The 19,750-nt window shown below is 66.0% G+C and carries 15 protein-coding genes; 5 read left to right on the plus strand and 10 right to left on the minus strand.

The window, feature by feature from the left end; genetic code table 11:
- Positions 1-3: 3 nt before the first annotated feature.
- From bcsA to bcsB, 5 genes are all read right to left on the minus strand, one after another.
- On the minus strand, positions 4-2,661 hold the full coding sequence (bcsA, locus tag OYT13_RS12630; protein WP_017232215.1) for a UDP-forming cellulose synthase catalytic subunit: 2,658 nt from the start codon (positions 2,659-2,661) through the stop codon (positions 4-6).
- A complete protein-coding gene (locus OYT13_RS12635) occupies positions 2,658-3,428 on the minus strand; it encodes a cellulose synthase operon protein YhjQ/BcsQ (protein WP_261938513.1) in 771 nt (256 codons plus the stop codon). Before OYT13_RS12635 ends, bcsA begins: the two co-directional genes overlap by 4 nt.
- Positions 3,429-3,508: 80 nt before the next feature.
- Positions 3,509-7,375: a cellulose synthase subunit BcsC-related outer membrane protein gene (locus OYT13_RS12640; protein WP_268566334.1), complete on the minus strand. Its 3,867-nt coding sequence runs from the start codon at positions 7,373-7,375 to the stop codon at positions 3,509-3,511.
- Positions 7,348-8,571 carry a cellulose synthase complex periplasmic endoglucanase BcsZ gene (gene bcsZ / locus OYT13_RS12645; RefSeq protein WP_017232217.1) on the minus strand — a complete coding sequence of 408 codons (1,224 nt, stop codon included), beginning with the start codon at positions 8,569-8,571 and terminating at the stop codon, positions 7,348-7,350. The genes OYT13_RS12640 and bcsZ overlap by 28 nt, the downstream gene beginning before the upstream one ends.
- On the minus strand, positions 8,572-10,806 hold the full coding sequence (gene bcsB / locus OYT13_RS12650) for a cellulose biosynthesis cyclic di-GMP-binding regulatory protein BcsB (RefSeq protein WP_268566335.1): 2,235 nt from the start codon (positions 10,804-10,806) through the stop codon (positions 8,572-8,574).
- Between the two features lie 464 nt (positions 10,807-11,270).
- Between bcsB and OYT13_RS12655 the strand changes: the two genes are divergently transcribed.
- The 4 genes from OYT13_RS12655 (at position 11,271) to OYT13_RS12670 (ending at position 15,585) form a co-directional block, all read left to right on the plus strand.
- Positions 11,271-11,531 carry a hypothetical protein gene (locus OYT13_RS12655; protein ID WP_157211349.1) on the plus strand — a complete coding sequence of 87 codons (261 nt, stop codon included), beginning with the start codon at positions 11,271-11,273 and terminating at the stop codon, positions 11,529-11,531.
- A 6-nt stretch (positions 11,532-11,537) separates the two neighbouring features.
- Positions 11,538-12,188 (plus strand): HAD-IB family hydrolase, encoded by a 651-nt coding sequence (locus OYT13_RS12660; protein WP_017232220.1) that lies wholly within the window; start codon positions 11,538-11,540, stop codon positions 12,186-12,188.
- Positions 12,189-12,208: 20 nt separating this feature from the next.
- Positions 12,209-14,134, plus strand: coding sequence for an FUSC family protein (locus OYT13_RS12665; RefSeq protein WP_268566336.1), 1,926 nt, complete (start codon positions 12,209-12,211; stop codon positions 14,132-14,134).
- A gap of 287 nt (positions 14,135-14,421) precedes the next feature.
- Positions 14,422-15,585 carry a methyltransferase gene (locus OYT13_RS12670; RefSeq protein WP_026131653.1) on the plus strand — a complete coding sequence of 388 codons (1,164 nt, stop codon included), beginning with the start codon at positions 14,422-14,424 and terminating at the stop codon, positions 15,583-15,585.
- Between the two features lie 77 nt (positions 15,586-15,662).
- On the opposite strand, the gene OYT13_RS12675 is transcribed toward OYT13_RS12670, so the two are convergent.
- Positions 15,663-16,883, minus strand: a complete 1,221-nt coding sequence (locus tag OYT13_RS12675; protein WP_017232223.1) for a TIGR03862 family flavoprotein — start codon at positions 16,881-16,883, stop codon at positions 15,663-15,665.
- A gap of 236 nt (positions 16,884-17,119) precedes the next feature.
- Here OYT13_RS12675 and OYT13_RS12680 point away from each other — a divergent pair, with 236 nt between their 5' ends.
- The gene (locus OYT13_RS12680; protein ID WP_261938509.1) at positions 17,120-17,869 is read left to right on the plus strand and encodes a class I SAM-dependent methyltransferase; all 750 of its coding nucleotides are present in this window, start codon (positions 17,120-17,122) and stop codon (positions 17,867-17,869) included.
- A 35-nt stretch (positions 17,870-17,904) separates the two neighbouring features.
- Here the strand turns inward: OYT13_RS12680 and OYT13_RS12685 are convergent, their stop codons facing one another.
- From OYT13_RS12685 to OYT13_RS12700, 4 genes are all read right to left on the minus strand, one after another.
- Positions 17,905-18,096 carry a DUF2964 family protein gene (locus OYT13_RS12685; protein WP_017232225.1) on the minus strand — a complete coding sequence of 64 codons (192 nt, stop codon included), beginning with the start codon at positions 18,094-18,096 and terminating at the stop codon, positions 17,905-17,907.
- A gap of 163 nt (positions 18,097-18,259) precedes the next feature.
- Positions 18,260-18,478: a DUF2964 family protein gene (locus OYT13_RS12690; protein WP_017232226.1), complete on the minus strand. Its 219-nt coding sequence runs from the start codon at positions 18,476-18,478 to the stop codon at positions 18,260-18,262.
- A 193-nt stretch (positions 18,479-18,671) separates the two neighbouring features.
- Positions 18,672-19,031: a DUF1488 domain-containing protein gene (locus OYT13_RS12695; RefSeq protein WP_327198093.1), complete on the minus strand. Its 360-nt coding sequence runs from the start codon at positions 19,029-19,031 to the stop codon at positions 18,672-18,674.
- Positions 19,032-19,171: 140 nt separating this feature from the next.
- A complete protein-coding gene (locus OYT13_RS12700) occupies positions 19,172-19,741 on the minus strand; it encodes an NADPH-dependent FMN reductase (protein WP_017232228.1) in 570 nt (189 codons plus the stop codon).
- Positions 19,742-19,750 lie beyond the last annotated feature (9 nt).

Below are 19,750 nucleotides of genomic sequence, written 5' to 3' on the forward strand. Positions count from 1 at the left end.
GGCTTACGTCTGGCGTGCGCTGCGCAGGCGATCCTGCCAGCGCGTCACGAGTTTGCCCAGCAAGTAATTCGCCAGCACCTGATAACCGCGCAGCCCCATCGCGAGCATCTCGAAGAGCGCCTTGATCGGTTCGTCGCGCGTGCGCTCGACGTCCCAGTCGCGCCAGGCGTCGGCACGGCCGAACGTGAATTGCACGAGATGTTTGTCCTGCGCCACCGTGAGTGGCATGAACGAGAGAAACAGCGCCTGCCCGCGCACCCCGACCACGCGCACCGGAAAGCCATATTCCGTCGCGCCGCGCGAGAGCGCGACCTGCGCTTCGGTGCCCTCGCTCAGTTCGAGTGGCACGCTCAGCAGCAGCGCCAAACCGCCGCCGGAGAAGTCGCGCGTGTGGCACGCGATCGTGCGGCCGTCCGGCAAATACAGCATGGCGGGCATGCGCATCGACACCCGATGCGTGCGGCGCACCTGCCGAACCTCGGTTGCCACCGCCACCGCCGCCCCCAACACAGCCAGATTGAACGTCACCCACGCCAGGTTGAAGACCAGCGCCCCCATCTCGTGCGCCGGTGCGTAGAAGTAGCGCAACACACCCGCCAGAAAGCCCAGCAGATTGAAGCCAAGCAGCACCAGGTAAGGCTTCGAGATATTCCAGTCGAAGAAGCTCTGCTCGATCAGACCGCCCTTGGCCGTCACGTTGAACTTGCCGTATCGCGGGTTGATGAACGCCACCGTCGTGGGCAGCGCCACGTACCACGCCAGCACGGCTTCATAGACATCCGACCAGAACGAATGGCGATACTTGCCCTGGATGCGTGAGTTGGCGATGTTCGCGTGTGCGATATGCGGTAACACATAGGCGCAGATGCTCAGGGCCGCCGCCTGCACGATATGCAATCCGAAAAACAGATAGGCGATCGGCGCGAGCAGGAAGATGATGCGCGGAATGCCATAGAAGAAATGCAGCATGCCGTTCGCGTAGCAGATCCGCTGTCCGAACTTCAATCCGCGTCCGAAGAGCGGGTTGTCGACGCGGAAGATCTGCGCCATGCCGCGTGCCCAGCGAATGCGCTGGCCCACGTGACTGGAGAGCGACTCGGTCGCAAGACCCGCCGCCTGCACCACTTTCAGGTACACGGTATTCCAGCCGCGACGGTGCATCTTGAGCGCCGTGTGGGCGTCTTCCGTCACCGTCTCGACGGCGACACCGCCGACTTCGTCGAGTGCGGTACGCCGCAATACAGCACACGAGCCGCAGAAAAACGAGGCATTCCAGAAGTCGTTGCCGTCCTGCACGATTCCGTAGAACAGTCGCCCTTCGTTGGGTACCGCCCCGCGCGTGGCGAGGTTGCGCTCGAACGGATCGTCGGAGAAAAAGTGGTGCGGGGTTTGCACGAGCGAGCAGCGCGGGTCCTTGAGGAAGGCACCCATCGTCGTCTGCAGGAACGAGCGCACGGGAATGTGATCGCAGTCGAAGATGGCGACGAACTCGCCCTGTGTCTTGCCCAGCGCATGGTTGATGTTGCCCGCCTTGGCATGCCGATTGTCGGGACGCGTCACGTAGTGCACCCCGGCGAGCGCAGCGAATTCGCGCATCTCGTCGCGGCGTCCGTCGTCGAGCAGGTAGATATTGAGCTTCTCGGGCGGCCAGTCGATCCCGCAGGCGGCATACACCGTCGGGCGCACCACGTCGAGGCCCTCGTTGTACGTGGGAATATAGATGTCGACGCTGGGCCACTCGCGCGTGTCCGGCGGCAGCGGCGTGATGCGGCGCTGCAACGGCCAGACCGTCTGGATGTAGCCAAACAACAGGATCATCCACGTGTACATCTCGGCGGCCACGAGGGTGTAGCCGACCGCCGCCTCCGGCAGGGTGTCGAACGCCAGCGATTGCGTGAGACGCCACCATACATAGCGGATCGTGGAAATCAACGACAAACCGATCAGCACGAGCACCGAATACTGACTGTCGAGCCGGCGGAATACCAGCGCCAGCGTGAGCGTGCAGATCGAGAACAGCAACTGCTCGAACGGCTCGAACGGTGTCGTGACGATCCAGAACACGCCGACCAAGCCGAGCAGCGCGACAACGGCCGATGTGACACGCCACTGCATCACGCGCGCGAGTTGCGCGTCGAAGCGGTGGGCGAGCTGCGCGGGGGTGTCGGGCGGAATGCCGAAGAGCGTCTGCACCAGCCACAGGCGCGCGCGTTCGTTGTTGTCCCGGAGCGCCAGCCAGCCGACGTACGGTGGGAATGCCGGGCGCCGATCGGCCCGGCGCCACACCAGTGCCTGCACCATCTGTCCGACGCTCGCATCGATCGGAACGTCGAGCCGATGCGTGACTCGCGCGTTGATCCAAGCCAGTGCGCGCGCGGGATAATCAGTGCGTCCGGCGCGCGGCGGCGGAAACAGGAGACGCAACCACCAGTCGCGCCATTGATCCAACCGATTCACCTCAAGTCGCATCGCCAGGCGCGTCACCGCGTGGTCGCCAACCTGCGTGACCCAGCGTTGATGACTCGGCGAACGCAAGGTCGCCGCAAGCGTCCATTGCAGCAGACTCGGCGGGCGCCCGTCCGCGCGCGGTGGCACCGCGAGACGCACCACCAGAATCTCGCTGCCGAGCCGGTAAAGGGTGCGCAATGCGTCGCGGATCATGCGCGGCCCCCGGTGTCGGTCACCGCATCAATCGGCGTCGTGGCATGCAGCAACCATGCGGCCAAATGGGCGAAATCGAGCGCAGCCTGCGATCCCTGCGCCCCCATGGCCAGGGTCTGGCCGCTGGCCGCCACCGTGCCGATCGCGTCGTCACGATGAATGCGCAACGGCACACTGGCGTCGCCCGCGCGGGACTGGATCAGATGGAGGAGATCGTTGTTGAGCGCAGAATTGGCGGCAGCGAAGTTCGGCACCATCTGAGCGCGGCCCGCGCACGCCGCGATCAGGTCCAGCTGCGTGACGTAGCCGGTCGTCGTCACGGGCACCACGCCAAGGACGAGGTCGGCGGCCGCCACGGCGGCCTGGGCAATGACATCGGGCAAGCGCTGCGTGTCCATGAGGACGCGCGTGCCCTCGGGCAAACCCATCGCGTCGAGATGACGACGCAGCCCGCCGGCGTCCTGACGCAGCCATTGGCCAATGGCGCTCAGACTCGCCGCCTCGCTGCGACCGGCAGGCAGCAGCGACACGCGCGCAGGCGTCTCGCACAGCACACTACGCCAGCCGTCCGGCGCAACGCTCGGTGACAGCACGCCTGCCGCGCACGTCTCGCGCAATCCGAGCAGCGCACCGATGCTGTTTTGTGCGTCGAGTTCAAGCACGGCGACCGGATGCGATGCCTGCGCGAGTTCTGCGGCCAGATGGGCCGTCACCGTACTGCGCCCCGCGCCACCGGCGCTGGAAACAACGGCAATGAGTGTCAGCATGTGGCCCCCTTCCCGGCCCAGGCATCGGAGATGTGGGACACAACGGCGGCAAAGGCAAAATCGACGCGAGCTCGCATGGGTCAGTAACTCCAGATTGGGCGTACCGGCGACGGCGGCATCGGCACATCACCACGGCGGGCGTCGAAGTGATAGCGCAGGTAGACGAGGAAGCGATTCGGCGCGTAATAGTCCGAACGCTCGAACTGCGCCTGAGCGCCGATCACCCAATGGCGGTTGACCCAGTATTCGGCACGCCCGAGAAGCGAAAACCCCACGCCGAAGCCGCCGCCCGAGCCGTACGTCAAGTTGCCGCTGGTCGATTGCAGCGTACCGTCCGTCGGGAAGTACGGCATCGATTTTTCCTGACTTTGCGAGACGGACACCGACCCGCGCAGGTAATACGACCAGCGCTGTGTGCGGCCGTACCACTCCAGCGGCAGCGTTAGCGACACATAGGTTTGCGGGCTGTAGTAACCGCCATGGCCATAGGTATAGAACCGCTCATTCTGCGCAAAGCTGTCGAAAAACACCGTGACACCGGTGTTCATGCGCATGTCGCGCCGGTAGACGAGCGGCAGGTCGACACCAGCGCGCGCCGACACCTCCGAGTTGTTGAGCACATTCTCGCCGGTCAGTCGCGCCACGCTCGCTTCGCCAAAAATGCCCCACTTCAGGAAGTCGCGCGACGCGTGGAACGTCAGGGCATCGCGCCGCACCCCGCCCCATTTGCCGTCGCCGAAGATCTCGGGCAACGGCAGGTACGACCCGGCGTACGACACCATGCTGCCCGCCATCGGCCGACGCGACGCGTCGACCCAGTAGTGGTAGCGTCCCACGTTGCCGAACAGGCGCACGCCGCCGGTCACATAGGAAATGGGAAAGCCCACGGGCGTATGGCCGACGTCTGCCCGGATCCAGTCGTTCTCATAGCCGAGCATCAGCGCCTGTCCATGTGCCTTCTGACGCTTCGTGCCGTAGTCGCCCAACACACCGGGATTGGCGGCCCGGAACGCGGGCACGTTAAGCAACGGCAGCGTGCCGAACTCCGACGTGCCATTGAGCGGCAAGTCGCCAGCGTCCGCGCTTACGTAGTCGGTCTGGGCGAACACGTGGCCGTCGTAACCGAGCGCGTATTGGCCGTACACCGGCACGGCGCGCGCATTGAACATCGAGATGCCGCCGTCGCCCTTCTTCTCGTCGATTTCATAGCCCGCCGCGACATAGCTGTTACGCCGCGCTTCCAGCGAGTCGATAGCCGACTCGGCCGACGTCATGCCGTCGTAGCCGGGTAGCGCGCCTTGCACGATTTCCTCCTTGCGTGCCTGGTCGTACCATCCCTTCGCCTCGCGATAATGACGCTGCGACTGCGCGATGCGCCCGCGCTGCACGGTCACAGCGGGCGTATCGGGGAATTGCGTGCGCAACGTGTCGTTGAGTGCGATGGCCTCGTCGAAGCGATCCATCGCCGTGAGCCGTCGCACAACGCCCAGCTGTGTCCAGACGTCGCTGGGCGACGCCTCGGCCAGTGCGCGATCGAGTTCGCGGTTGGCCGCCGCGTCGTCCTGCATCTCGTAGAGCACGCGCACGAGCGACAGGCGCGCGTCCTGATCGTTCGGATCCTGGCGAAGCTGCGCTTGCGCGATCTTGCGCGCGTCGTCGAAACGGCGCTCGTCGAAGTACAGATCGCCGAGCATCGACAGCGCGCGTTTGTCGGGCGGTTGACGCGAGAGCAATGGATCGAGCTTCGCGCGCGCGGTCGTGAAATCGCCCAGCGCCCGCGCACGGTCGGCCTCGCGCAGGGCGAGACGATCCTGCAAGTCCTGCCGTTCGGCGCGCTGATCCGCCCCGAGCGTGGCCGGATCGATGCCGGCCAGGAACGTGCCCAGTTCCGCATCGCGTTCCGCCGTATCGAGCAATTCCGCGTAGCGCAGTTGTGCGTCTGGCTGCGGCTTGTCGGCGTGCGCCGCCAGCCAGTCGCGCATGAGCGCCAGCCCCGGCTCGGGCTGTCCCGCCGCCACGCGGGCGCGCGCGACTTCAGCGATCAGTTCCGGGTCGTCGCCAGCCATTGCCAAGGCATCGGCATAGCGCCGCTCGCTCTGCGCGTCGTCGCCGGCGGCATGCGCCTCCCGAGCCAGACGCGCCGTGTCGCGAATCGCGAGCGTCGTCTGCATGCGGCGGATCGACGGCGTGACGTTCGTGACCGGGATCTGCGCGAGTGCGGCACGAGCCCCGACTTCGTCGTCGATGACGTTCAAATAAAGCGCCTGCGCGTACAGCATCTGCGCGCGGTCGTCGGGCGGGAGCGGTTGATGCAGACCCTCGGCCATCACGTCGCGACCGATCTGCGGCAGGCGCAGCTTCCGGTAGAGGGTTGCCAGCGAGTAGCGGGTCCAGGCATTGCCCGGGTCGAGCGCGACGGCGCGCTCCAGGGCCGCGAGCGCCGGGCCGTGATGACCTTGTGCGATCGCGCGCTCGGCGTCGTCGGACAAGGCAGCGGCCTCGGCCTTGTCGAAGCGCGCCTTGTCCTGTGGGAAGCGTCGTCGCAGATCGCCGAGCAGGGTCGCCAGTTCGGCGCGGCGCTCCTGGCGCGAATACAAGGTAATCAGGCCACGCAATGCCGTGTCGTTATCCGGCTCGATCCTCAGCGCCTGCTGGAAGAGCCGCTCGGCATCGTCGTTGCGCTTGTCGTCGAGCGCAATCTCGCCCAACAAAGCCAGACCGTCGGGATTGCGCGGGTCGCTGGCCAGGGCGCTACGCACGAGCCGGTCGGCCTCGGCCAGACGACCGGCGTCGCGCGCGGCGCGCGCCTCGGTCATCGCGCCCCAGAAGCGCGACGTCTGGAGCAGCGCACGCCACTTGTTCGCGTTTCCCGGATCCTTGCGCAGCGCCTGTGAAAACAGCGCTTGCGCCGCCTGATGATCGCCTTGACGCATCTTGACGAGCCCCAGCGAGCCGAGCAGTTCGCCGTCGTTGGGGCGCTTGGCGCGCGCCGCGTCGAGCGACGTCTGCGCGTCGCTCAGCCGCCCCTGATCGAGCGCCTTGATGCCAGCCTGCCTCGCCTGATAAGCGGGATCGTTGAGCATCCGCGTGCGGGCTGCCTGTTGCGCGTTGAGCTTGTCGTACGCCGCGCGGATCTCGGTATCGTTCGGCGAGAGCGCGAGATAGCGCTGATAGAGGGGCAGCCAGGCCAGATTGCCGTCCGCCCGCGACAATCCTTTCTGCCAGAGCGGCAGCAAGGCGTTCAGATCGGCGTCGGGCCGCGCCGCGAGTTCGGCGACCATTCGCGTGCCTGCCAAGCGACTCGCCGGACGGTCGATCATCAACTCGGCCAGCGATTGCGATGCGCGCGAATCGCCAGGCGCGTCCTTCGCGAGCGCTGCCAGCCCCCGTTGCGCCGCGGGCCAGCCGTGGGTGGCATTGGCTTGCGCCCGGTAGTACTCGACGCCAAGATCGCCACTGGGCGGACCGTCGGGAAACAGCGCCTGGTACTGCGCGAAGGCGGCGTCGGCCTGTCCGCTGCGCTGGAGCAGTCGCGCGCGCGCCATGCGGGATTTGTCGACGGTGTTCACGCGGATCACGTCGGCCAGCGCTTGAGTGGCGGGCGCGTTCGGATAGCGCGCCTGCAACGTCTGCAAGGCCTTGCTCGCTTGCTCTGGGTGATTTTCTTCACTCTCGATCTGGCCGAGCAGCGATAGCACGTCAGGTTGCTCCGGTTGCACGAGCAGCGCCTTTTCCAACGCTGCGCGAGCAAGATCGTTGCGATGACGGGCGTGCCAGAGCGTGGCGCTCGCAAGCAGACGGCTCACGTCGCGATTGGCGGCCACGACATCCGGCTTGCCGCCCTCGCCCGGGCTCGGCGCGGCGCGCGCGGGGACAACACCGGCGGCCATCAGCACACAGGTCAGACACGCGGAGCGAATCACCGTGTTGCGCAAGTCGCCTCCCATGGCACCTGCAACATGCCGTCGGCGGCGAAACGGAAGCGCCCATCGCGCCAGCCGAGACCGAACAACGAGAGCACCGAGCTGTAGTAGCCGGGTGCCGCTTGCGCCTCGAGCGCGCGCGCACGCGTCACTTGCGCCTGCGCTTGCGCGGTATCGCCCACCGCCTGAAGCAGCGGCACAAGGGCCGCCGAAAAACCGGACCCGCCGGATTGACTGGCCGTGCCGTCGCGCGTATCGACCCGTTCGGGCGGCGCACCGTGAGCCGCGACAAACTTCAGCATGCCGCCGAAGGTGTGCATCAATGCGTGAAAGTCATCGCTGCCGGGCGCGAGCATGCCAGCCCATAGGTAGACACGAATCGCGTTGTAGCTGCCCTCGCCCTTCGTGTCCGGATCGATCTCGAAACCGCGGCCCGCACGATACATCGCCCATTCCGGGGCGAATCCCAGCGGTGGCGCCGTCAGCGTGATTTGCTTGAGCGATGACGGGATCAGTTGGGCCCAGCCGCTTTCGGGAAAGCGCCCCGCCAGATAGCGCACCACTTGCATCGGCACATAGCTGGGATTGAGCCGCCACAGATCCTTCGCGGGATGAAAGCCGACCGGCGCCGGCAGCAGCGTGCGCCCGAGACCGGGCACGACATCCGTCTCCTCCGACACAATGCGGCGTGCAACGAGGGCGCCCAGCGCGGTATACCGCCGCACGTTCCACAATCGCCCTGCCTCGCCCAGCGCGTAGGCGATCCACATATCGGCGTCGCTCGCCGGGTTACGGTCGAGCACGCCCCATTGCCCGTCGTCCTTCTTGCCCCAGAGCCATGCGGGCAGGTGAGCGGTCAAATCGCCCTGCGCCAGATTGTTGACGGTCCAGTCGAGCACCTTGTCGAACGTGACGCGATCGTTGGCCATCAGCGCGAAGGTCAGCGCATAGGCCTGACCTTCCGACACCGTGCGCTGATCGTCCATGCTGCGATCGATCACGCGCCCGTCGTCGCTCAAAAAGCCCGCCTTGAAGCGTGTCCAGTCAGGCCAGTCGACCGTGGCACAGGTTCGCAACTTCGTCGTGGTCGTGGGCGCGGCCTTCGCCGGCGCGCTGTGCGCCGGGTGTGTCAATCCGCCGAGCACCGGCAACGCACTGCATGCGGCGAGCGCACGCAGCACGGCCCGACGGCGCCGGCCCACACTTTCGGCGCGTGTCATTTACTGCTCCAGACGACGCGCAGCACGCCGCTGCAACCAACCGAAGCACTTGAGCGCAATGGCGAACGCCGCAAGCAGTGCGACGAGCCCCACCAGAATTGGATGGCTTGAAAGGTGATAGCGAATGCGGGTCCACCAGCTCACATCGCCCACGAAGTAAATCTGGCCAAGGCGGAATGAATCGGCACGATCGCCGCTGAACACCGCGAGATCGCCATGGATCTCCGCCCGTCGGGCGTTGTCGCCGATGGCATCGACCACGCTGAGCAATGCGTCGTCGCTCGACGCATTGATCGCGACCACCGAGCGCGAGCGGGTCACCGGCGACTCGAATCCGATGAGCGCGGCGAGCGGCCCCTTGGACAATGCGTCCATGTGCGCCGGCCCGACAGGGCTTGCCGCAAGCGCCGAGCCTATCGCACCGTCGCCCCGCGAGGCCTGCGGCTGGGCCGTCATGACCCGGCGCGTCTGGTCGATGATCAGCGGCAGATTTTTGCCCCACTTGACCAAGAGGTCAGCCACCTCCTGGCCGCCGACCATCAGGAGGTCGCGATCCTTGAAGCGGTCGGTCTGCGTCGTGTCGAGCACTTCGAAGCGATCGGCATAGACGCCAGTCGACCGGCCGAACTGGCCGAGCGTCGAAAAGACGGCTTCGAGCGCCGCGGTGTCCGGCGTCTTCGACATCACGATGGCCGTCTGCGCTAGATCGGCGTACTTCGTGAAGGGGAATCCGCTGCCGACGAAGAAGCTCAGGTTCGGCATCTCGGCGTAGTGCGGCAGGCCGCTGAAATCGATGGTCGAATCGGCGTCGATGGCCGAACGTGCCGCGTGGGTGATCGACTGACTGCACATCCCGTCCTTGTGCGGCTCCATCGCGAACTGAAACGACAGCGAATTGCGCGACGCCACCTGGAACGCGGGGATGCGCACTTCCTTGCGATCGGCCATGGTGCCGTCGGAGAGCAACTCCACGAGCATGTGGCTCTTGTCGATACTGGCGCCCGAGGCGCGAAGACGATAGGCGCGCACGAACTGATCGTTGATCGACACGCTCATCGACGAATCGTCGGGCTTCGCCGGCGGCGTGTAGCGGTACTTCAGATCCATCGGCACGCCCGTGTTCTGCCACGTGAGCAGATCGGCGGGAAGATTGAGGCGGAGACGAATCGGCCACGGCATGTAGCCGCTCGCTTGCAGGTCGCTCGGATTGTCGACCAGTTCGCCGAACTTCACGGGGCGGTCGGTGCGCACCCACCGCGGCGCGTCGTACGCCGCGCGCGGTGGCATCGGCGTGAGCGCGTCGATGCGCATGGCGTCGCCCGACAATGCGGCGCGTCCCGAGACGAGCGCGAGCGCGGCCGTCTCCAGATCCTTGGCGTCGCGGCCCTGCACGACGAGCAATTTGAGCGACGGATCGTCCGGATTCGACATCATGCGCAGGGTCGGGGCATCGACCTTCGGCAAATCGAGTCCCGGGAGCATCGTGTCGTTCGTGACGAACACGATGGCGTGCTTCGACGGCAACGTCTTCACGCTGACAGGGAAGCGCGTACGGCGATAGTCGCCGATGGCGCCCGCCCACGTCGCCACCACACCGGCGGCATGCACCACGGCGAGCGACGGCGGCGCACCGAAGACGAACGGAACGGTCTGGTCCCGGTTGTCGTGACGGTCGAAGAACGGCGCGGGCAGCAAGGCCAGATCATTGCGCAGCGTGAGCGCCTGCGTGCTCGTAACGATCTCGCTCTGCGGACTGATATCCGCCCATAGACTGGAGTGCAACGGATCCTCACACTCCATTGTGTAATGCCCGATCAGCACCAGTCGCACGCGGTTGAAACCCGAGAGCAAGCGGGGGTCGAGTGCAATCTCGCGCACCAGGTTCTTGCCGCCGTCCTGCTTGTTGAACGGCAGCGTGGCGACCAGTTCTTCGTTCAGATATATCTTGAGTTGCGAGAGATCGGGAATCAGCGCGGGCGAATAGGTGTAGCGCAGCCGCAACAGCGCCGAGGCGACCGTCTGATCGAGTCGGATTCCGAAGTTGACGTCGCCCGATCCTTCGGTGCCGCGCAATCGCAGGCCATCGGTCTGGCCCATCTGGGCAAACGTGACGGTGCGCTGGCGGGTACCGGCCGATGCCGCGGCAAGCGCCACGGTGGTCCCTGACGGGTCGGGCGACGCCGCGGCGCCCGACGCTGCGCCCAGCGCGGCGACGCCGCCTGTCGGCAGCGCCATCGGCGCCTTTGCTGCCCGGCTTGCCGCCGGTGCCGCGATCGCCAGGCGAGTGCCCGCAAGGTCCATCGCAGTGGCAGCTAGCAGACAGATGGCGGAGATTTTTTTGTAACGCGACCAAGACGCTCGAAGCTGCATGTGCGATGCCTCATCTGTTCTTGTGCTGCATTATTGCCGCTCTCACATGAGGCTTGCCCAAAGGACCCGACGTCTCACCACGTCGTTGTCCGGCAATCCTAAGATTGCCGGTGTCCGGCGGACCTGCACAGCATGCGTGTCTGACAGCGGTAGATGCGCCATGCTAGCCTGCCTGAGTGAGAGGAATCAAGCGAACTTTGGGCTTCGGTCACTGAAGGCCCGGTGCACCGGCTGACCGGCCGGCAGCGAAATTGCCCTGCTTTCGAGGCACCTATACAATGCCTTGAATGCGCCAGACCGAACCCTCATCCGCCAAGGTCACGTTGCCCATGACAACTGTCACGCCCAACCCGCAAACCGCCGACGCGACGATCGAGCGTCGTTATCCGTCGGATATCGATCGGTTGCGCGAAGTCGTCGGCGTCGATGTGCTGCCGTTCTATCGCGACGAACAAGCGATCGTTGCCAACCGGCAGGCGCGCGAACGCTGGCCGCATCTGGTCGCCTTCGCTGACTCACGCGGCGCTGCATCGACGCTGTCGGCCGCATCGGCGGCGACGACTGTCGCGCCGCGCTCCAGCGCGCGCTGACCTCGCATGCGCGACACCTCGATCGTCGCCGCCTTCGATTTCGACGGCACCATTTCCACCACCGACAGTCTTCGCATCTTCGTGCGCGAGACGGTCGGCACACCGCGCTTCGTGGCTGGGGCCCTGCTCGCTTCGCCGTGGCTGATCGGCGCAGCGCTGCGTGTGGTCGACCGGGGCACCGCGAAGGCCGCGTTCCTGCGCGCGTCGCTGGGTGCACGCACGCGGGCTCAGCTCGAGTACGATGCCAAGCGGTTCATCACGCAGCATTTGCCCCGCCTGCTTCGTCCCGAGATGCTCGCGCGTTTGCGACAGCACCGGGCGATGGGACACCGCATCGTGCTGGTCAGCGCCTCACCCGGCTTGTACTTGCGCCTATGGGCCACCTCGGTCGGTTTCGACGCCGTTCTCAGCACTGAGCTGGCGTATGACGAACTCGGTCGTTTCTCCGGCCAATTTGCCGAGCCGAATTGCTGGGGACCGGAAAAAGTGCGGCGTCTCGAAGCCTGGTGGGCGGCGTCGCCGCCGCGCGTGCTGTTCGTCTATGGCGACAGCCGGGGCGACAAAGAAATGGCCGAGCGCGCCGATTACGCCTGGATCCGTGGTCAGGGCAAGCTCATGCCACTGCCCGATGCCGACGCATCGCGGCAGGCGCCCTGACGACGACGGATCGTCCGCACATGCCCACGACGCCAGAGCCCCGCCGCCGCGTTGCCTGGATGTCGCGGCTGGTGCGACTCGAACCCGTAGCATTCTCCCGATGGGACGCGGTGCATGCCGCGCTCTCCGTTGCCGTGCCCACCGCCATCGGCGCGGCCATCGGTCATGGCGCAGACGCCTCGCTCATCGCGCTCGGCGCGCTGCCCGCCATCGTCGGCGACCGAACCGGCCCCTATCACACGCGGGCACGCTCCATATTGCTGACCGTCGCCACCGGCGTCATGGGCTTCTACACCGGCATGCTCATCCACGACCTCGGCATGTCGCACCCGTGGGCCGCGCATGGGCTGCTGCAAGCGGCGATCCTGCTGCTCAGCTTCATCGGCACATTCGGCAACGTCGCGTCGGCGGCGACCTTGCAGGGCGCCGTATACCTGATCGTCGGCTGGGGCCTGGCCCTTCCACCGCCCGAATGGCGCGCGCCGCTGCTGCTTGCGGCGGGCGGGGTGTTCAGCGTGCTGCTCATGGCCGTTCACTGGCTGCGGCACCCGGGCGCCGCCGAGCGCGACGCCGTCGCCGCGATCTATCAGCAACTGGCCAACGTACTCGACGCGAGCGGTACGCCGCGCGTCAGGCTCGCGCGCCGCTCGCTCGAGAACGCCATTGCCGCGGCCTACGACACGCTGTTGAGCGCGCGCGCGAGCACAGCGGGCGGGTGGGGAGTGCTTGAGCGCCGGGCTGCCCAGATTCTGGCGGCCGAGCCCATCACCTCGGCCGTCATCGGCCTTGCGCAGGGTGGCAGGCCGCTTCCCGCACCACTCGGACGCGCGTTGTACGGCATTGCCCGGCGCATTGCGCGCGATCGGCAGCTCGACGTGGCGGCCACCGTGGCGGTGGCAAAAGACAACCACGCGCCGGCGCTCGCGGCGGCGTTGCATCGCGCCGAACCGTTACTCACTGGCACCGTGCATGCGGCCGAAGCGCCCCTGGTTGCCTTGGCGCGTCATCGGGCGCGTGCCACGCCCGGACGGCAATGGATACCGAAGTGGCCGTGGCCCGACGTATGGCGGTACTTGCTGCGAATTGGCTTGTGCGTGCTGGCCGCGCAGATCTTCATTGCGCTCACGGCACTGCCGCGGTCGTATTGGGTGCCGCTCATCGTCGTGGTCATCTTCAAGCCGAACTATGGCTCCGTGTTCGCCCGTGCGTTGCAGAGCGGCGTGGGCAGTATCGTTGGCGTTGCCGTCTCGGCGGCCGTCGTCGCCATCGACCGGAACGGGTGGGTCAGTCTTGCCGTGCTCGTCCCGCTGGCGGCGTGTCTGCCGTGGGCGTTGCGGCGCAATTACGGGTTATTCAGCGCCTTGTTGCTACCGATACTGATGTTGGTGATGGGCGCATTGCAGCCGGGCAGTCAGGGCATTGCATTTGCGCGGTTCATCGATGCCGTGGCGGCGTGCGCGATCGTGTTGCTCGTGGGGTATTTACCGTGGGCCAAGTGGGAGCGGCATCAACTCGACGAGCGCGTTGCCAATGCGCTCGATGCGCTGGGTCGATATGCGGCGCTTGCCGACACGCAAGATGTCGATGCAGCGTTTGGTGCTCGGCGGGTGGCCTACAAAGCGCTCGACGACGCGCGTATTGCGTTACAGCGGGCGTTGTCCGAACCGCCGATGGTGAGTCGTCGGGCGGCGCGCTGGTGGCCGGCGCTAGTGGCCTTGGAGCGTGTGGCCAATGCCATTACGGACATCGTTCCCCGAGCGGGGGCGCATGACGCGCAGGTCAATCCGGGGGCGGCGGTGCTCACGCGGATGGCGGCGGCGATTCGGCATGGTGGGTTGGGGCCGGCGATGCCGTCGGCGTTGGCAGCGGGAATAGATCCGGGGTTGGACGAGGCGTTGCGCGCGGCCATTGGCTTGTTGTTTGGCGATGCGAAAAAGGCGGGCTGAACGGCATGTTGGCGGCGACCGGGCGACACTGATTCCGGTCGGAGGGGAGACAACGCAGGCATAATGCGGGCTTCCGGCGCATCCTGAGGGAAGTGAAGAAGACGGACCGGAGCCCCTTTCTGCAGCGAGTTGGGTTTATGTTTGAGAGGCGGAAAGGGGCTCCGGTCCGTCTGGGGCGGGCTTCCCGACAGAGGTTGATCTCCCGACAGAGACAGGCTCCCCGTCAGAGGGGGGGGGGCGTCCCGCCCAAGCTTCCGTGCGCCGCCACGCTATTCAGAAGACATCGCATGAACACTACCCCGACGCTAGCCTGGACCGAAGACGGTCGCCCCGTGACTGCACGCTGGCGTTCCGAAGCTGGCGTAACGCCGCCGCACCGAGTGGAAGTCGTTGACGACACCGTGACGGCAGACGAGGCCTATCATCTTGCCTGTGGCGGAACGGCCTTGCTGTACCGAGGCGACTACCAGAATGCGCGTCAGTTGCTGCAGGCGATGGCGCGGCGGGTAGATCGTCCGCCGCATCGTCCGCGCCGCAAGCCCGCGGCCAAGGGCGAGGCAGCCCTCGCCAGCCCGGCCGACGCCTTCCACAAGTATCGGATGGCGCAAGCGCAGCGTGCCCGCATCCTTGGCATGGTGCTGATACCGCTGGACGCTGACTATGGCATTCCGTTGCGCCGCGCGCCGGACGTTCGCGAGGCGTGCGCCGAAGCTTGGGGCGCGCCGGACACCACCCCCTCGGTGGCATCGCTGCGCGAAATCCTCGGCTTGATCGGGGCCCATGAATGGCGCAAGAAGGGTGTGCCGATTGCGGCGTTGGCCGCGTCGATTCACCCCTGGTACGGCGTGTATTCACCCATACGTGGCGAGTATCTTCAACTGATCGATCAGGCGCCGCTGCCGGCCAAGACCCTGGCGTTCGACATTGGCACAGGCACCGGCGTGATTGCCGCGGTGCTTGCCCGTCGCGGCGTGCAGCAGGTCGTCGGTACGGAGCGCGATGCCCGTGCCCTGGCGTGTGCACGCGAAAACATTTCGCGGCTTGGTTTCGATCGCGCCGTGAAGATCGTCGATGCCGACCTGTTTCCCGAGGGCAAGGCACCGCTGATCGTCTGCAACCCGCCGTGGGTGCCGGCCAAGGCAAACGCACCCATCGAGCATGCAATCTACGATCCGGACAGCCAGATGCTCAAGGGCTTTCTGAACGGCCTCGCCGCCCACCTGAGTCCCGGCGGCGAAGGCTGGCTGGTACTGTCCGACCTGGCGGAACATCTGGGCTTGCGCACGCGCGAGACCTTGCTCTCGTGGATTCACGGCGCTGGCCTGGTGGTGCTCGCGCGTCACGACGTGCGCCCGCACCATCCCAAGGCCAGCGACGCGAACGATCCGCTGCATGCGGCACGCGCCGCCGAAGTGACCTCGCTGTGGCGTCTCGGCGTTCGTCCGGCTTGAGGGTCGGCGATCTCGGTTGACGCTCGGTTGACGTGGACCACGCCCGGCGGCCACCCCGGCACCGGGCTCGCGCGATATCAGCGCTGGGCCTGAAGATAGGCCGCGGCGCCGTCGCCCGCTACACACGCGCTCGCAAAGCACGCCGTGAGCAGATAGCCGCCGGTGGGCGCTTCCCAATCGAGCATCTCCCCGGCGCAAAACACGCCGGGCAAAGTCTTCACCATCAAGCGCGCGTCCAGCGCTTCCAGCGCGACACCCCCGGCACTGCTGATGACCTCGGCAATCGGCCGCGTGCGCAACAGCGTCAATGGCAAACGCTTGATGCCGGCGGCCAGCGCCGCCGGGTCGTCGAACGCCTCACGCGGCAAACACTCGCGCAGCAACGCCGACTTCACGCCCGCGAGCCCCAGGCGACTCTGCAGATGGCTCGCCATCGAGCGCGAGCCTCGCGGCCGGCCCACTTCCTCGGCGACACGCTCGAGACCCCAGTCCGGCAACAGATCCAGATAGACCTGCGTGCTGCCCTCGGCACGAATCGCATCGCGAATAGGGGCGCACAACGCATACACCAGACTGCCTTCGATGCCCTGCGCCGAGATCACGAACTCGCCTTTGCGCGTCGTGCCGTCCCGTAAAGTCATCGTGACCGATTTCACCGGATGGCCCGCGAACCGCTCGCGCATGTGCGGCGTCCAGTCCGACTCGAAGCCCGCATTGGCCGGCAACAGCGGTGCGACCGCCACGCCATGATCGCGTAGCCACGTCACCCAGGCGGCGTCCGAGCCCAGTTGCGGCCAACTCGCGCCGCCCAGCGTCAGCACCACAGCCCTCGCCCGCACGCGGCGCTCGCCCCCGGGCGTTGCAAACCGCAAATCGTCCGGGCCGGCCGACGCCCGGGCGTCCCAGCCCAGCCAGCGATGCCGCACATGCAGCCTCACGCCCGCCGCGCGCAAACGGGTAAGCCATGCCCGCAACAGCGGTGCCGCTTTCATGTCAACGGGAAAAACGCGACCGGAACTGCCGATAAAGGTATCGATGCCCAGCCGATGGGCCCATGAGCGCACATCGTCCGCGCTGAACCGGCGCAACCACTGTGCCACTGCGGCCGCACGTTTGCCGTACCGGGCCACGAACGGCTCCGCAGGCTCGCTGTGCGTGAGATTCATACCGCCCTTGCCGGCCATGAGGAACTTGCGCCCGACCGACGGCATGGCGTCGTACACATCGACGCGCCACCCCGCCGCCGACAGCACCTCGGCCACCATGAGACCCGCGGGGCCCGCCCCGATCACGGCCACGTCGATCGTCTCGGCGGGAGCAAGGGTCGAAGTGTCAGACGGCGAGAGAGAAGCGCTGGATGGGGGCATGCTTGGAAATGATGTCGCGAAATCACGGCTGTCGCACCATGCCGGGCGGGCGCAGGATACTCGCAGGCGCGGCGGCGAAGGCCGCTATTGTCCCACAGCACCGACAAGACCGTCCGTGCTTTGGCGTTACAATCGCCCCCCATTCATGCTTCCCCCTGGAGTCGCGCATGTCGTCAGCCGATCCCACGTCGATCGGACGCACCGCTTACGCAAGTTTTGCCGAGCGCTACGCCGAGATTGCCGTGACTAAACCGCATAACGCCCTTTACGAGCGCCCTGCCACGCGCCACCTGCTCGGCAGCGTCGGCGGCCTGCATGTTCTCGATGCCGGCTGCGGCCCGGGTATCAACAGTGCGTGGCTCGCCGAGCAAGGCGCGACGGTACACGGCATCGACGTCACACCGGAGATGATCGCGCTGGCGAGAAAGCGCTGCGAAGGACTCGCGGCAACGTTCGACGTTCAGGACCTGGGCGCGCCGTTCTCCTCGTTGACCGACCACCGCTTCGACGCCATCGTCAGCGCCCTCGCACTCGATTACGTGGAAAACCTCGGACCGGCGTTTCGCGAGTTCGCGCGGGTTGCCAAGCCCGGCGCGACGCTCGTCTGGTCGATGGGGCATCCGATGCGCGACTGGCTTGACGAGCGCACCCGGCGCAACCGCCCCTACTTCGACGTCACGCGATTTGGCATGTACTGGAGCGGCTTCGGGGAGCCGAAGCCCTATGTGGAGTCATACCGGCGACCGCTCGCGGGCATTCTGAATGCCGCGGCAGACGCCGGCTGGCAACTCGAGCGCATGGTCGAACCGCTGCCGTTGCCGGAGATGGCCAGCGTCGACCCAAGGCTTTACCGCGAACTCTCGCAAGCGCCCGCCTTCCTTTGCCTGCGCGCACGCCTGACCAAACCGGCGGGCTGAAATGCCCGCGGCGATGCGTCTGGCGACGCGTCACGTCACGACTCGTCGCGCGCCCCCCAGGGAATAAGCATCGTGGCCGTGCACGTCGCCCCCACCAACACCGCGGCCACGCCGTAGCGCGACACCTCCGGCAGGTTGAACAGCAGGCCATGAATCGTGGCGAATATGCCTCCGAGCGTCACAAATGCGGCGATGGAGGCAATCACGACGCGGGTATCGGAACACATACGGCACCTCGCAACGAGACCACGCGCGTTGCGAAGCGTTTCATGCGGGGAAATCGGCCCGACCCGGAGCGTGCCCGGCCAGAGCTGCGCGACTTTCGGCTGACTTCGACGGCGTCCCTCACTTAGCAGTGTAGAACGCGGCGAACCAAACGGTTAACCCGACTCAGGGCTTGCGCTGGGTATCCTTGGAATCGCGCTCGTCGTCGCTCGGCCAGGGCGTGAGCATCGCCACGATAAACAGAATACCGAACAGCACCGTCACCACGCCGCCCTTCATGACGTGCGTTTGGTCGTAGAGCAGACCGTGGATGGTGGCGAACGCACCGGCCAGCGTCATGAAGGCCGCGATCGAGGCGATGACGACGCGAAATTCCGAACCCATAGCGACTCCTGATCGTGATCGACGAGGGTGCCGCTGACGTAACCTCTCAAGCAGCAACGTCAGCTTACGCCGATCAGTGCGGCTCGCCTATTGCGTCGCATGACGAAACGTTCGCGGGTTTGACGCGAATCAAGTCGACCAAGAAAAGTCTTCCCTCGGCGGGACGTCGGAGGTGAACGACGATGTGCGTCGCTCAGCGCCGGGCGGCTTGCCGCCTGGCTTCGCGTACCCAGCGAAAGTGCCCGCTGCGTAACAATACGGGGCCCGAAAGCCCCATCGTCAGATATTCACGCGTGAGTGCGTGAATATCCGTTCGCCCGTGTTCGAAGGCGTGCAACAAATCGTCCGCGCGCGCCGAGTAGGCGCCGAAATGATCCTCCAGGGCTTCGGCCGACACGGCGCAATCGATCGGCCGACCATTGACGACAACCGCGAATTCAATCGTCAGATCTTCATAGTTGAATACGGGACGGTGATCCGGAAACTCGATTTGCATGGCTGCACCCCCGGCTGACGAATGGACGCGTTCGACGCATCGGCTGATACGTTGCATCCAGCATAGTGCATCGCCGAACAATCCGTGAGTCGCATCGCTTATCGGTGCGTCATTGGCGATTGGACCAGGTGCCGCGCGCCCATCATCGCATCCATCACGCGAGAAAGTTGACGCAATCAATTGATTTGTATAAACAATTACCCATTCACACCCTCTCTATGCTCGAGAAATTCGACGAATCCGGTGATGAACACGGTCAGTTGCTGACGAACGGCGTCGTCCTGGAGCTTCCCGTCGGCATCGATGACCTTGTTCGCGTGCGACACCATCAGGCGCCCCTGCCACCAGGGCGTGGTCTGCAGCGTGCGCAGCACCGGCATCCATGCGTTCTGGCTCAGAATCGTGCCGAAGCCGCCGGGCGATGCCCCCATGACCGCCACGGGCTTGTCACGGAACACTCGCGCACTATCGGCAGGTGGCCGCGATAGCCAGTCGAGCGCATTCTTGAACACGCCCGGCATGCCGTTGTTGTACTCCGGGGTTGCGAGCAACAAGCCGTCGGCTTGTGCGATGGCGTCCTTCAGCGAGGCGACGGCGGCTGGAATTCCCTCGCTTTCTTCCACATCGCCGTCATATAGCGGAATGCCATGCAATGTGCGGATGTCCAGCGTGACGCCGGCGGGCGCCACCGCCTTCGCCGCCGCCAGCAACGCCGTGTTGTATGAGCCCTTGCGCAGGCTGCCGGACAAACCAATGATCGTCGTCATCGCGTCGAC

Origin of the sequence: Pandoraea sp. XJJ-1, assembly GCF_026802345.1 — a bacterium.
GTDB classification, from domain to species: domain Bacteria; phylum Pseudomonadota; class Gammaproteobacteria; order Burkholderiales; family Burkholderiaceae; genus Pandoraea; species Pandoraea cepalis.